This window comes from Acinetobacter sp. GRABPA_MV_2 (genome assembly GCF_056725885.1).
Map to the genome: position 1 here is coordinate 46,626 of NZ_JBWZNA010000016.1, position 13,392 is coordinate 60,017.

General features: G+C 37.6%; 21 protein-coding genes. 11 read left to right on the plus strand and 10 right to left on the minus strand.

Annotated elements, in window-relative coordinates:
* Window positions 1-98: 98 nt before the first annotated feature.
* On the plus strand, window positions 99-389 hold the full coding sequence (locus ACXM0J_RS13870) for a co-chaperone GroES (protein WP_002120604.1): 291 nt from the start codon (window positions 99-101) through the stop codon (window positions 387-389).
* Between the two features lie 58 nt (window positions 390-447).
* Window positions 448-2,082 (plus strand): chaperonin GroEL, encoded by a 1,635-nt coding sequence (gene groL, locus ACXM0J_RS13875; RefSeq protein WP_002120607.1) that lies wholly within the window; start codon window positions 448-450, stop codon window positions 2,080-2,082.
* A 138-nt stretch (window positions 2,083-2,220) separates the two neighbouring features.
* On the opposite strand, the gene ACXM0J_RS13880 is transcribed toward groL, so the two are convergent.
* The 10 genes from ACXM0J_RS13880 to ACXM0J_RS13925 all read right to left on the minus strand — a co-directional run bounded on the left by ACXM0J_RS13880 (window position 2,221) and on the right by ACXM0J_RS13925 (window position 7,616).
* Window positions 2,221-2,445 carry a hypothetical protein gene (locus ACXM0J_RS13880; protein ID WP_086264437.1) on the minus strand — a complete coding sequence of 75 codons (225 nt, stop codon included), beginning with the start codon at window positions 2,443-2,445 and terminating at the stop codon, window positions 2,221-2,223.
* Complete coding sequence (locus tag ACXM0J_RS13885) at window positions 2,446-2,787, minus strand: hypothetical protein (protein ID WP_086264438.1); 342 nt, start codon at window positions 2,785-2,787, stop codon at window positions 2,446-2,448.
* Window positions 2,788-2,868: 81 nt separating this feature from the next.
* Complete coding sequence (locus tag ACXM0J_RS13890; protein WP_086264439.1) at window positions 2,869-3,153, minus strand: hypothetical protein; 285 nt, start codon at window positions 3,151-3,153, stop codon at window positions 2,869-2,871.
* Window positions 3,154-3,450, minus strand: coding sequence for a hypothetical protein (locus ACXM0J_RS13895; RefSeq protein ID WP_086264440.1), 297 nt, complete (start codon window positions 3,448-3,450; stop codon window positions 3,154-3,156).
* A complete protein-coding gene (locus tag ACXM0J_RS13900) occupies window positions 3,450-4,451 on the minus strand; it encodes a hypothetical protein (protein WP_086264441.1) in 1,002 nt (333 codons plus the stop codon). Before ACXM0J_RS13900 ends, ACXM0J_RS13895 begins: the two co-directional genes overlap by 1 nt.
* Window positions 4,448-5,518: an ATP-binding protein gene (locus ACXM0J_RS13905; RefSeq protein ID WP_086264442.1), complete on the minus strand. Its 1,071-nt coding sequence runs from the start codon at window positions 5,516-5,518 to the stop codon at window positions 4,448-4,450. The genes ACXM0J_RS13900 and ACXM0J_RS13905 overlap by 4 nt, the downstream gene beginning before the upstream one ends.
* A 10-nt stretch (window positions 5,519-5,528) precedes the next feature.
* Entirely contained in the window at window positions 5,529-5,855 is a 327-nt protein-coding gene (locus ACXM0J_RS13910) for a hypothetical protein (protein WP_086264443.1), read from the minus strand.
* 2 nt (window positions 5,856-5,857) lie between these two features.
* Window positions 5,858-6,298, minus strand: coding sequence for a hypothetical protein (locus ACXM0J_RS13915; protein WP_086264444.1), 441 nt, complete (start codon window positions 6,296-6,298; stop codon window positions 5,858-5,860).
* Window positions 6,299-6,524: 226 nt separating this feature from the next.
* Complete coding sequence (locus tag ACXM0J_RS13920; protein ID WP_086264445.1) at window positions 6,525-6,929, minus strand: putative four-helix membrane protein; 405 nt, start codon at window positions 6,927-6,929, stop codon at window positions 6,525-6,527.
* Window positions 6,930-6,941: 12 nt separating this feature from the next.
* Complete coding sequence (locus ACXM0J_RS13925; RefSeq protein ID WP_086264446.1) at window positions 6,942-7,616, minus strand: LexA family protein; 675 nt, start codon at window positions 7,614-7,616, stop codon at window positions 6,942-6,944.
* A 128-nt stretch (window positions 7,617-7,744) separates the two neighbouring features.
* Between ACXM0J_RS13925 and ACXM0J_RS13930 the strand changes: the two genes are divergently transcribed.
* The 9 genes from ACXM0J_RS13930 to ACXM0J_RS13970 all read left to right on the plus strand — a co-directional run bounded on the left by ACXM0J_RS13930 (window position 7,745) and on the right by ACXM0J_RS13970 (window position 13,367).
* Window positions 7,745-7,963: a YdaS family helix-turn-helix protein gene (locus ACXM0J_RS13930; protein WP_086264447.1), complete on the plus strand. Its 219-nt coding sequence runs from the start codon at window positions 7,745-7,747 to the stop codon at window positions 7,961-7,963.
* An 8-nt stretch (window positions 7,964-7,971) separates the two neighbouring features.
* Window positions 7,972-8,328: a transcriptional regulator gene (locus ACXM0J_RS13935; protein WP_086264448.1), complete on the plus strand. Its 357-nt coding sequence runs from the start codon at window positions 7,972-7,974 to the stop codon at window positions 8,326-8,328.
* Between the two features lie 60 nt (window positions 8,329-8,388).
* Window positions 8,389-8,709: a hypothetical protein gene (locus tag ACXM0J_RS13940; protein ID WP_086264449.1), complete on the plus strand. Its 321-nt coding sequence runs from the start codon at window positions 8,389-8,391 to the stop codon at window positions 8,707-8,709.
* On the plus strand, window positions 8,706-9,641 hold the full coding sequence (locus ACXM0J_RS13945) for a helix-turn-helix domain-containing protein (RefSeq protein WP_086264450.1): 936 nt from the start codon (window positions 8,706-8,708) through the stop codon (window positions 9,639-9,641). The genes ACXM0J_RS13940 and ACXM0J_RS13945 overlap by 4 nt, the downstream gene beginning before the upstream one ends.
* Window positions 9,638-10,030, plus strand: coding sequence for a DUF559 domain-containing protein (locus ACXM0J_RS13950; RefSeq protein WP_086264451.1), 393 nt, complete (start codon window positions 9,638-9,640; stop codon window positions 10,028-10,030). Before ACXM0J_RS13945 ends, ACXM0J_RS13950 begins: the two co-directional genes overlap by 4 nt.
* Entirely contained in the window at window positions 10,027-10,524 is a 498-nt protein-coding gene (locus ACXM0J_RS13955) for a hypothetical protein (protein ID WP_086264452.1), read from the plus strand. The genes ACXM0J_RS13950 and ACXM0J_RS13955 overlap by 4 nt, the downstream gene beginning before the upstream one ends.
* Window positions 10,525-11,280: 756 nt before the next feature.
* Window positions 11,281-11,499 carry a hypothetical protein gene (locus tag ACXM0J_RS13960; protein WP_086264453.1) on the plus strand — a complete coding sequence of 73 codons (219 nt, stop codon included), beginning with the start codon at window positions 11,281-11,283 and terminating at the stop codon, window positions 11,497-11,499.
* Between the two features lie 373 nt (window positions 11,500-11,872).
* Window positions 11,873-12,679: a hypothetical protein gene (locus ACXM0J_RS13965; RefSeq protein WP_139841457.1), complete on the plus strand. Its 807-nt coding sequence runs from the start codon at window positions 11,873-11,875 to the stop codon at window positions 12,677-12,679.
* Between the two features lie 40 nt (window positions 12,680-12,719).
* The gene (locus ACXM0J_RS13970) at window positions 12,720-13,367 is read left to right on the plus strand and encodes a putative metallopeptidase (protein ID WP_086264455.1); all 648 of its coding nucleotides are present in this window, start codon (window positions 12,720-12,722) and stop codon (window positions 13,365-13,367) included.
* Window positions 13,368-13,392: the final 25 nt, after the last annotated feature.

Below are 13,392 nucleotides of genomic sequence, written 5' to 3' on the forward strand. Positions count from 1 at the left end.
TTTTCATCCCCACAAAAGTGACATCTAAATATTTTGTTATTGCTCTGGATTAAAGCAATAACGATTAATCAAAAAGACTTAGTCTGATGGAGTTAATTATGAGCAACATTCGTCCATTACATGATCGCGTTGTAATTCGTCGCGTAGAAGAAGAAACCAAAACTGCTGGCGGTATTTTACTTCCAGGTTCTGCTGCTGAAAAACCATCTCAAGGTGAAGTAATTGCAGTAGGTAATGGTCAAATCACTGAGAATGGCGTACGTGCTTTGGATGTTAAAGTTGGTGACAAAGTATTGTTTGGTACTTATGCAGGTACAACAGTGAAAGTAAGTGGTGAAGAACTCTTAATCATGAAAGAGTCAGACATTTTAGCTGTGTTGGAAGGCTAATCAATCCATAACTCAATTCATTATCAGATTCAGTATTTAAAAAGATTCGGAGTTTAATATGTCAGCTAAAGACGTAAAATTTGGTGATTCAGCTCGCTCAAAAATGATTGCAGGTGTAAATGTACTTGCAGATGCTGTTAAAGTAACTTTAGGCCCTAAAGGTCGTAACGTAGTGATTGACCGTTCTTTCGGTGCTCCGCACATTACTAAAGACGGTGTAACTGTTGCTAAAGAAATTTCTTTAAAAGACAAGTTTGAAAATATGGGTGCTCAACTTGTTCGTGAAGTTTCTAGCAAAACTAATGACATCGCTGGTGACGGTACGACAACTGCAACTGTACTTGCTCAAGCAATTTTAAATGAAGGGATCAAATCTGTAACTGCAGGTATGAACCCAATGGATTTAAAACGTGGTATCGATATCGCAGTAAAAACTGTAGTTGAAAATATCCGTTCAAATGCAAAACCAGCTGACGATTTTAAAGCGATCGAGCAAGTAGGTTCTATCTCTGCTAACTCTGATACTACTGTTGGTAAACTTATCGCTCAAGCGATGGAAAAAGTAGGTAAAGAAGGTGTAATTACTGTAGAAGAAGGTTCTGGCTTCGAAGACGCGTTAGACGTTGTAGAAGGTATGCAGTTTGACCGCGGTTATATCTCTCCATACTTCGCAAACAAACAAGATACTTTAACTGCTGAACTTGAAAACCCGTTCATTCTTCTTGTTGACAAAAAAATCAGCAACATCCGTGAATTGATTTCTGTTTTAGAAGCAGTTGCAAAAACTGGTAAACCACTTCTTATCATCGCTGAAGATGTTGAAGGTGAAGCACTTGCTACACTTGTTGTAAACAACATGCGCGGTATTATCAAAGTATGTGCGGTTAAAGCTCCTGGTTTCGGTGACCGTCGTAAAGCAATGCTTCAAGACATCGCAATCTTGACTGGTGCAACTGTTATTTCTGAAGAAGTTGGTATGTCTTTAGAGCAAGCAACTCTTCAAGATTTGGGTACTGCGCACAAGATCACTGTGTCTAAAGAAAACACTGTTATTGTTGATGGTGCTGGTGACGCTGCTGGTATTGCTGAGCGTGTTCAACAGATCCGTGCTCAAATTGAAGAATCTACTTCAGAATATGACCGTGAAAAATTACAAGAACGCGTTGCTAAATTAGCAGGCGGTGTTGCTGTAATTAAAATCGGTGCAGCAACTGAAGTTGAAATGAAAGAGAAGAAAGACCGTGTAGATGATGCGCTTCATGCAACTCGTGCAGCAGTTGAAGAAGGTGTTGTTGCTGGTGGTGGTGTTGCTCTAGTACGTGCGGTTAATGCATTAGATGGCTTAAAAGGCGCTAATGAGGATCAAACAGCAGGTATCAACATTTTACGCCGTGCGATCGAAGCTCCACTTCGTCAAATCGTTGCAAACGCTGGTGATGAGCCATCTGTAGTGATCAATGCAGTTAAAGGTGGTGAAGGTAACTTTGGTTACAACGCTGCAACTGGTGAATATGGCGATATGTTAGAAATGGGTATCCTTGACCCAGCTAAAGTAACTCGTTCTGCACTTGAGCATGCAGCTTCTGTTGCTGGCTTAATGTTAACTACAGAATGTATGATTACTGACATTCCTGAAGATAAACCAGCTGTTCCAGATATGGGCGGTATGGGTGGTATGGGCGGCATGATGTAAACCGCTCAAATTTAGGTTAAGTGTTTGTAATATAGTGTTTAATTATTAATTTAAAGGATATTTACTCACAGTATTACTCACATTTAATTTAGCCATAAAGAAAAGGTCGCTCATTGCGACCTTTTTCTTTAACTGATTTCATGCTCTCAGTTCCTGAATTTCATTTTCATCTGAACCTTGTCGAATGCAGCTAAGAACATAACTATTTAACCAAAAGTTTTTACGGCCATCTTTATTTGGCGGCTTAATTCTCCCGTCCTTAATGCGTTCGTAAAGTTCTTTTTCTGTGACATTCATGCGAAGGGCAAACTCAGCAGTTGAGACTCTACGCTCAGTGTTTGTTAAATCGATTGCGACTCCCATTTAATTCTTTGCCTCCTTACTTTGTACTTTTGGATTTGCCCACCAAAGAACAGGGCCATTTTCTGAGTCAAATGCTGCAATTAAAAAGAGTCCTTGTTCCGATGGTTGCGGCTTCCAATTTGACCAATCGCTAGTGTCTTCTTCTGGGATCTCTTCAATATCCCAATAATCAAAGTTTTCGATTTTTATAAAAACACCAAGATTCTTTTGCAATTGTTCCCATTGTTCTTTTGTATAAAACTCAGCGTGCTCTCCAATAGTGTCATGCTGTTCAATATCAGGGTGGAACCAGCAACTATTTAAATCATCTGGCAGTTCAATTGGTTGAATTTGAAATGTCATGCTGTCACCTCACCAGAAAACCACAATTAAAAAAGCTAAAAACCATAAAATATTTGTTCCGTAGAGTGCTTCTTTCATTCGTTAGCTCCTCAATTCGTTACGTTCTTTCTTCAGCTGGCGCAAAAGGTTGTGTAGGGTAACGCTTACAGCTTTATCTAAACTTTTGGTTGAATGAAACTCTGCCAGTTGAGATAGGGCTAAACCAAAAATGTGATAAGCAAACACCTTCGCAGCCTCAGGGTTATTTTTGAGAAGCTCTTCTGTACTAGGGCAAATAACTTCTTTAAAAATATGAACCGCTACCTGATCTGGAGTACCTTCAATACGACTTGGATTTAAGTTCACTTCACCAATTACTTTGCTCATTCACGCCACCTGTTTATAAATACGTTTAACTTCATGATTTAGTTCATCCATTGCAGAGCGGCCTTCCTTGAAATACTTCAAAAGCATTAACTTGTAGCGCTCGTGAGCTGCTTTGTTCATCTCACCTTTATCGGTCAAAGTGAGGGTAGCTTTATTGCCTTTAATCAGATTTACGCCGTGTGGAGTACCTCTTCCGCGATAACCCGCATTTACGTTGAATACTATGAACTTCTCGAAAAGCTGCTGGGGTAGCAGCTTTGGCTCGAAAAGAAACTCTGGAGTAGTTTGTTTCGACATTAGAAAGGTTCCTCCAGTAAATAATCAGGTTCACCATCTGGTTGAGAAACTGCTAGATTTTCTAATTCAAAACGGCGTTTTCTCACATACCCCATAAGCTTCGGTTGAATCTGTGGATCTCGTGCAGCCACATCAATTTCAAGTGCATCCAAGGTAGTAAGATCTGGTGCGTTTTGGATCTGAACCATTAGAGAAGGCGGTTCACCTGAAGAAGACTTTTCTTTTTCCAACTCTTCAAGTCGTTTGTGAGTAGCTAATAAAAGAGGTTCCATTTGTTTGTCTGACCAAGTGCGGGTATAGCGATAAACTGCATTCACTTCGTCAGGTGTTTTTGATTCCCTAACTCGTTGCAGAAGGCTATCGAGGTTTTTTTGATATTCAGGATCAACTTTAGGCTTGTTAGTTTCTGGAACTAACAGATCCTCAGACGTGGTGACATTAGTTTGTTCAGTAATAACAATTACAGGCTGAGTTTCTACAGGAATAATTTCACTAGTCTTTTCTTTAACTTGTGGTTCTTCTGCCTTGACCTGAGGTTCTTTTTTACTACGCTTCTTTGACTGTTTATTCTCAATTTCAAGTTCCGTAGTTTTTAAAGGCACATCTTTTATTGAATTGCCACCAAGTACTTTACAAAGAGCTTCATATTGTAATCTGGCATTATCCAAATCACGTTGAGCAAAACCGCCATCAACCATTGTGACAATGCCATAGCCCACACCTTGATAAACATGCTTCTCAATATAGCCAGCGGGATTAATAACAAATACCTCTGTGCCAACCTCTAATTCATCAACAGTTAAAGGCTTAGTAAAAGTAATGCCAGCAAGTTCAATCACATCAATTTTGATGCAGAATTCAAAACCCGTTTTGCCAAAAACAGACGCAGGGAATTGATCTAAATCTGCAAAGTCCAACATGTCTCCAGCAGGACGACAAAGAACAGTTTTACCTTTTTGAAGAGCTGCAAATGCTTCAGATGCTGTTAGTAAATTATTCATGCTGTCCATCCTTCCATGTCTGATTTAGCAGTACAGGCGTTTAAAATGTTTTGTTCGTACTTGGTACCCTTGAAGTAATTAGTGGGATAATCCAAGTCACTGATACGTATAGCTGACTCGATGTGTTTCAAAGCGAGTTGGTACTCGTTTTCTAAAGTCTTTTCTTGTTGCTCAATAAGGCGTTGTTCATTTGCTTGTTGAGCTTGTTGATTTTGCTGAATGATTTTTTTAATACCTTCGCAAGTCTCTTCAAATATTTGCTGTTTCACATCATGAAGACTATTTAGACCACGCTTTGCACAGTAATTCGCAATATCAATTCCCGCTTGATGCATTAAGTGCTCAAGTTCTAAAAATTGATTCCCATTGATACATGCATTAGCAGATCCTGAAAGTAGCCACTGTTTTAATAAAACGCCGTCATGCTCACCCAATTGACGAGGATCTAAGAACAGGCGAGAGCGGTCCTTAGTTGCGATAGCAATATTGTCATGAGTTAAATCTAGAACAGTCGTAAACTCATATTCGATACCATCACGTTGTTCGGCCTTCATACCAACTTTTTCAACTTTCTTTTTGCCGTTATCGTTGGTCTGTATGGTTTCCATTTTTGAGCGCATGGTCACAATGATGTTGATGCTGGATTGCAACATTGCATCAATAAATTTGCGGTGGCGTGGAGTTACTTGGCTCCATGCACCCCAAGAATTACCTTTGAATGGTCCAGCGGCAAGTTGGTCAACAATTTCAAGACACCCACCTACACCAGACCACTCATGAGTAATACTGTCTAAAATGAGTGTGTCAAATTTTGCTTGCTCAGCTGCTTTAATTACCTGAATAAACTTTTCTGGTGTATATGGTGGTTGAATATTGGCATGTTCAAATTCAACCAAATCTTCATATAACTCAGCACTACTATTCTCAGTATCAGCTACAGCTATACGGCCACCCATACCCTTAGCAAGTAATAGGGCAGTAAAGGTTTTACCTGAGCCGGTAGGCCCTGCAATTGCTAAACGCAATTTCGCGTTTTTACGTTCTGCTTTTTTAAAGAAAACTGTCATTTTTATTATCCTATCTTGAGCCAGTGAAGCCGCGTTTTTGCTTGTAAGCAGCACGGTCATATGATGAGATATTTGTTTCAAGTAGCTTTATTGCGAGCTGCTTTCTACGTTGGAAATCAATTTCTTGTGTGAGAACTTCCCAAACTTTCGGATATTCAGTTTTGAACTTTTCAACATCTAAAGGCGTCTTAATTTCGTCTTTAACTTTATAAAGAACAGAGCCATTAGCATTAGATGCATACACTTGCCAGCCAATTCGAACGGAATAGAGGCTTGTTAAACGGTCAAGACCTAAATAAGACTTGTAGCCGTCAGGGTGCTTTTTGAAATTAGTCATGATTAAGCCTCCTCGATCCAATGGTTACGATCGATGTAGCCCACCAACAAAATATTTATATTTTTATGGTCATCGCGATTGGTGAAATCATTGAAAGGTTTGCCGCTTAGGTCTGTAACTGACTCTATGGCCAAGTTAGTAATTTCAGCAGCTGTAAAGTCAGATCCTGCTACGCCGTAACTGTCAGGAACGCCTTCATAATCAAAAGTGACATTTAACTTAAAGCCGTCAATGCGTATAACAGCTACACCAGTTTTTTCACCAGTCTGCTTAGCACCTAAAAGCTCGTATTCAGAAGCAACCATTTGCTTGCTTTCATATGGGTAAATAGAAGGAACGCTAGAGTTAACGCTTTGATATTCACAAGAACCAAGGGCTACAAGTACAGTAATTGCTGTAAAGCCTGCTACCTTATGCTTGTGTGGAATTGCTTTTGCATTCATAATTGATCTCGCAGTTTGCAAAGCACATCGGAAGGTAGAAGAGTCGATGTGCTTTTTTGTTGTCTGTGAGAAAATATTAGCATACTAATATTATCAGTCAATAGTTATGCTTAATAAATATTAGTTTACTTATTTTTTATGAAAGGAATAAATTAAAAAAGCCCACATCAAGTGGGCAGAATTAGAATTAATATTTTTTAAAAATGGCAAGATTTTATTATTAAAATTAAGTTCTGTTTAGAATCAAAAGAAATGAGAAAAGACTTAAATAAATCCAGTACCAAATCTCTCTGATTAGTTCTCGGCCACCGTATGCACCAACTATTTCAAAACACAGACCAGAAGCAAATAAGGCCATTAGAGCCAAAATGAATAACATTACTCCCCAATCGCTTAATCCATACAAACGTTCTGGCTCTTCACCTTCCTTTTTTCGTTTTATCCAGCTTTTAAGTGATCTGTAGTAAAAGTAAGATGCACCTATACCAAGAACTATCATGAAGAGAGAAGATGCTGGACTGTTAGTTGATGGGCTACCAGTCACTCTATATCCACTATAAATCGCAGCATTTACTTGAAAATTAGTAAGCAATAAAAATATAAAAATTCCAAAATATTTTAATAAATTCATATGAGTCTCGTTTTAATATTTAACCTCTCTATTGTGCCTAACGACTACACCTATTATTGATATTTCAATTTGTAAAGAATTAAGTGTTGGAAAATCAGGGTTTAATGGAACTAATTCTATGATATCAACACCAAACTCATTCACGCCAATCACTCTATATTTTTTAAAAGTTGTTCTAGCTACTCCATGCTGTATTTCTTGAGCAATTACCAGAGATCCAGGCTTAGGTTCTAAATATCCATCAACCACTATCTCATCACCAGGCATAAACTCTGGGGCCATGCTTAGACCCTCGACTTTTAATGAAAATACACATTCTGGTCGTATACCTTCATAAGTTGTCCAAGTTGTACCCAGAGGATTTAGCCCATCGTAACCAACTTCATGAAATAAGCCAGCTTGCACATAATCTAATAGAGGAATAGCACATAGAGGATTGGCAGGTAGAGAAACATTACTTTCATTTTTATTATTTGAAAAATTATTAGTACTAGATTCAATTCCAGTTTGGAGCCAATAAGAATCTACGCCCAAATATTTAGCAATTGAGGGGAGGTGAGAAGAAGAAGAAACTAATCCATTTTCAAGCTGGCTGAGAGCTGATTGGGTGATACCAACAGCTTCAACTACATCTTTTTGTGATTTACCTGCTTTCTTTCTAGCTTCTTTGAGTCTATTGCCAATCATAAAAAATATCCTTTACATCTGATTAAAGAATATTAGAGAACTAATATTCAATCAAATTAGAATACTTATTGACTGAATATTAGAATGCTAATATTATTTGTTGTATTACTTATATTTGAGAGATGGCCATGGAAACCATTTACCAAAATCTTGTAGAGCATTTTGGTGGGCAAGTAGCCGCAGCAAAAGCTCTAAATGTTAGTCAATCAAACATTAGTGGGTACACATCAGGTCGTTGGAGTATGTCAGCAAAAGTTGCAATCAAAGCTGAAAAAGCTACCAACGGTGAATTTAAGGCAGTCGATTTGTGTCCTGCCCTAAAAGAACTTAAGAACTTATTCGCTTAGGAATAACCATGAGCAAATTATCAATTGATCTTTCTGCAAGCGCTAGAAATGATGCATCACGCATATTGCATGGTCTTGATTTAAGCAATCAAAAAGAGATTGCAGAACACTTAAATGTTGATCCAAGCACAATTACTCGACTTAAAACAGATAAGAAAAACAACGGTTTGAATGAAATTGAAATGTTTTGCGAGCTCTTGAGTCTGCTTGGTTTAAAGGTTGTACCAAAAGATTATCAAAGCATTGATAAAGAGCGAGTTGCTGCACTTTTAGTTATGTCAAAAAGCTGGATGAATCGAATTGAAACTGTTGATGATCTGTTTCATGACGAAATCAGTGGTCAAAAGGAAAAGCTTGGATATTAAAAAAGCCTGATCTCGGAAATCAGGCTTAGTTAATTCAATTACTGGCTAGAGGAATCGAATATGCAAACTAATTTATCAAATCAAACTACTAAAGACAATCTGCAAGAACAGAAGAGGCAGCAAATCATTCAATCTTGGTATGAGCCAGCTCTAAAAACGTTAGATGATTTACTTGAAAAGCGTAGAGAGAATTTGAGAAACCAAAACCGCGAAGAAAAAAATGCAGCGGTAAAACGTGATGAGTTTATGCAAGCACTTTCAGATCAGCACAGAATGCCACTTTTCCATGCTGGTCAAATCATCTCAAGTTTATATCGGGCTAAACGGATTCGTTACCTAGGTAGCACTTTCATTCAGTTGAATGAAGAGGGGGATAAATGAGCTTAGATGCAACAATTTGGGCTTTCAAAGCAGAGGTGAAAACCTCAAGTCAAAGGCTCGTTTTATTGGCTTTGGCTGATAGGGCGGGAGAGTCCCATAAATGCTATCCAAGCATTAAACGTATGGTTAAAGACACCGTGCTTAACCGTAAAACAGTGATCAAAGTATTAGATGAACTTGAAGCAATTTCATTAATTAAATTTACAGGTGAAATCACAGGAAATGGTGTGAAGGTTTACCAGTTAATTGGTGTGATGGGCCGTGAAGAAAATGATTTAACCAGTCCCAAAAATGGGACTAGTACCAATAACGGAACTGGTTCCGATTTCGGTACTGGTTCTAAAAACGGTACTAGTACCAATAATGGGACCGCAACCAGTCCCAAAAACGGTACCGAGACCAGTCCCAATATTGGGACACAGAACCTATCAGGGAAACTATCAATAGAATCTAAAAATAAAAAAACATGGTTGAGTTTAAAAAAACTTGGTGAAGAAATTCTTTTGGCGACTGATCAGGAAACTTACGAGCAGATCAAAAACGCGACTTGGTTCGATCGAGAGTTACGTGCTTTTGAACTCTACAACGTTGAGAAGAATCTTTGTGACGAACTCATGAATTACCACTTTGCAGATTGGTTAATCAACGCATGTGGAAAATACCAAGCACGTGAACAATCTAAAAAACCAAATTCTGGAACACAGGTTCGAGTCCCGCAGGGAGAATCAAACACTCTTAGTTCAAAACAGATTTACTCATTTGCTCAAAAACTTTCTGTACATCCTGAGTTTGCAAGCAAATACGCTGAAGGTAACGAGAGCTATGAACAACTTGCTGCACGTGTCGCAGTGAAACTTGCAGATCCTGAGCAACAGCAAAAATTGATGCCATACCTAATTCAAGTTGGTTTCACTGCAAAGGGGGCCGCATGACATCAATGAGCCTTGCTGAATACCGTAAATTATTTCCAATTCAGAAAAATAAAAAGCGCCGTTCAGCAAAGCAAACAAGGGAACCAAGTGTAGGGGAGGTTTTATTAGCAACTCATCTTAAAGCCTGCAAGATTGATTTTGCGCAGGAATATAAGTTCCATCCAAAACGTAAGTGGCGGGCAGATTTTTTAATTACGGGAAAAAAGATATTGGTAGAGCTAGAAGGCGGGATCTGGAGCGGAGGCCGCCATACAAGAGGCAAGGGCTACATAGGGGATATGGAGAAATACAACGAAGCGGCAATTATGGGGTTTACAGTTTTACGTTTCAGTACAGAGCAAGTTAAAGCAGGCGTGGCAATTAAACAAATTGAGCAATTGGTGGGATGAAAATGAATATGCCAGTACAACACATTTTACAAGCGGTCGATTGGTCTAAATATAGTTTTGAAGAATGGTGTCGCCAGCTTGGTGCATGGCTAAACGGCGATACTGAAACAATGGTAAAAATAGTTAAGACGATGCCAACTAAACGCATTACTCAAAAACAACGGGAACAATTAATGGCCATGTACATGAGTGATGAAACTTTGAAAGATCGCCTAAGCATTCGCCGTAAAGGCACTTGTTGTCAGCTAAACGATAATGAAGCACGTGGTGTACATAGATTGTTTATAGATATACAGTTAATCGAAGACCATATTTTACAAGAATGGATCTCAGCAATTTGGTCACATTATGTAATGGGTAATTCTTTAAGAGATATTGCTCAGAGTAATGACACTTCAGTTAATCAAATTAGACAAGATTTAAAATGTGGTCTTGCTTATATTAAAAGTCGCAATCCTCATTTTGCCTTTGAAACTTTTGAAAAAATCACTTGAGTGTGCGCACGTGGTATGGCATATTTAAGTTAAATTGGATTAGTAATATTTTCCACAACAGTATTTTAAGAACTCTATATTGTGAAGTTGGTTTTAACTCCAGCTCCAGTGCATTTAGGGTTTGAAATCTACTCGGTGCTTGAAGTTTTGGTGTACCTCGCAGGATGGGTTTTCAGCTTGAGAACTATTCGAAAAATTGTTAATGCAATGAGGGGATTAAAATGAATAACAAATTAAAGAAAATTTGTATGTTAGCGTTGGGTGTTTTGGGTGTGATGCAGGGTACATCAACCGCGCTTATGACTGAGTAAATTGAGAACTTTATATGTAGCCATGTGCTATAGGTATCCCCCAAAACCCCTGCGCCAAATTTAAACAAAAAGCTCATCATTTGATGGGCTTTTTTATTGATATCTAAGAAAAAATCTAATATATTAAGACAAGTTTTGAATATAAGGTTGGACTCTTCTTTTTTTAAACGTAAATCACTGAGGTAAGGAAAACTTTAATTAGTTTTTCAATATTTCAGATTGAGTGTTTAACTAAGCAGAGGAGTCTGGGAAATGCAGAAATGCAACAAAACTAAGTGGTCTATTCAAAATATATATTACCTTATCAGTATTGTTTACACGATGATGCTGCTTCTCGATTATATATATAAGTTTTCCTAAAAGGTTAGCTTAGATAGATACGCGCCTCCTACGGGAGGTTTTTTTATGTGTTATATTCCAGCCTGAATTTCAACTGGTAAACAAAATGACACTTTGTGTTGGCGGTGAATTAGACGGTCAAGAAATTGAAAAAGATGTGAAGACGTTTAAGGCTTCCGAAATTGATCCAAGCTACACATCAACTTACTACCTACAAATTTATAACCGCGACAATGTGATGTATAAGTTTTGGCACCCCTACGGCGTTGATCTTCACGATCTATCAAATAAAGTATTAGAAATTCTTCGCTCAGCTAAGAGTTAGTTTTAACTTTTGCCGAGTGTATTACGGCACAACAGGGCCCCGCTGAATATCGATTATTGGTGGGGCTTTTTTATTGATTCAATATTTTTAAGTTTATGGAGTAATCTCAAGGCTAGCCGTTTTAGGAAATTTATAAGGTGGAGTTAATCTAAGATGGTTTATTGGTAGCCTTTGAGATGGTATCTATAACGAAATTGAAATGGAGGGTAATAAGAAAATTTTCCAAAAGTCTCGTGTAAGATATTTAAAATGTCTTGATAAAAGTTTAATAAGAATAGGCGTGCAGTAAGTTAAAAGTTGGCAGGATTTTTGGCTCGCAATTACAATGTAGTTAATTGTAAAATACAAAGTTTAAATTACTAATTTAATAATCATGAATGAAGAGCAAATTTTATTAAAGGATTTTTTGGAAAATCGACCTTTATATAACGAATTAGTGATACCAAGGATTTTCAATCAGCATATTACCACTACTCAGACTCTCAGAGAAATTGAGTACATGTGCCCCAATTGCGATTGCATGAAGCCTCTACATAATGATGATGACAATCTTATAATATATAGATTTGATCCGTCTAAGAAAAAACTTATGACATTTGTAGCGTTTACTTGTGTTTCATGCCGCACTTTTTCAAAGTCATTTCTAGTAAAATTTGAAAAGCTAGAGGATGATCTTTTAAAAGTTACTAAAATTGGTGAAAATCCACAAAAAGAATTACCAAGAAGTAAAGTTTTAAGTAAATTTTTTAAAGATGATAAAAAGGAATATAACAAGGCTGTTGTTTGTTTAGCAAATGGTTATGGAGTAGCTGCCTTTGCTTACATGCGTAGAATTGTTGAAAATAATATAAATAGTCTTTTGGATTTAATACAAGAAGATATGGATAAGGATTCAAGTTTAGCTTTAAGTCTTGCAGAACTTAAAATAACAAGCCCAATGTCCGATAAAATCAGAATTGCTAATAATGCACTTCCAGACTATTTAAAACCAGATGGATTCAATCCATTAGGTCAAATTTATGGATTATTAAGTGATGGTGTACACTCGCTAACAGACAATGAATGTTTAGAGAAAGCAGAAAATTTACAAGCCTGTATCGAATACTTAATTAGTGAATTAGCAGCACACAAACAAAATAAAGAAGATTTTAAAAAAAGATTAGCATCACTTAGAAAGTAATTTTCAGCCGCCGAAAGGCGGTTTTTATTGGATTAAATTTATGAAAAAAGAAGTCGGCTTTCATGTTCCTGTTCGCCCAATGCCACCAGATTGGCTTTTTGAAATGGATACTCCTAACTTTGTACCAGCACCAGAAATGTGGGAATGGATAGGCAAAGTATTTCTAGATCCAAAATCAAAATTATTTAATCCTGACCATATACATTTACGTTCATTTCGATATCCCGATATTGCTGTGATGTGGGCTAGATCTGGTTTTAAAAAGCAAGGGCGTCAAGTCATTGGTACAACTGAGAAGATCATGATCAATGCTGGTGGCTGGAAGAAAGAACGACAAGAAGAACAATACATCCAGTGGTTCAATTATTTACCTGAATACTTAATTACTTTTGATGCTTCATATTCACTTATAGCAAGTAATGTGAACTTTTGTGCTTTGGTAGAACATGAGCTTTACCACATTGCGCACAAGAAAGACCAGTACGGAACACCAGCTTATAACAGAGAAACTGGTATGCCTAAATTAGCTATACAGGGGCATGATGTTGAAGAGTTTGTGGGCGTTGTTCGCCGATATGGAGCTAGTGAGGATGTCAAAAGAATGGTTGAGGCAGCAAATACAAGACCAGAGCTGTCACGTGCAGATGTTCATTACACATGCGGCACTTGTTACTTAAAGGTGGTTTAAATTTTTTTGCCACTCTACTTGGACG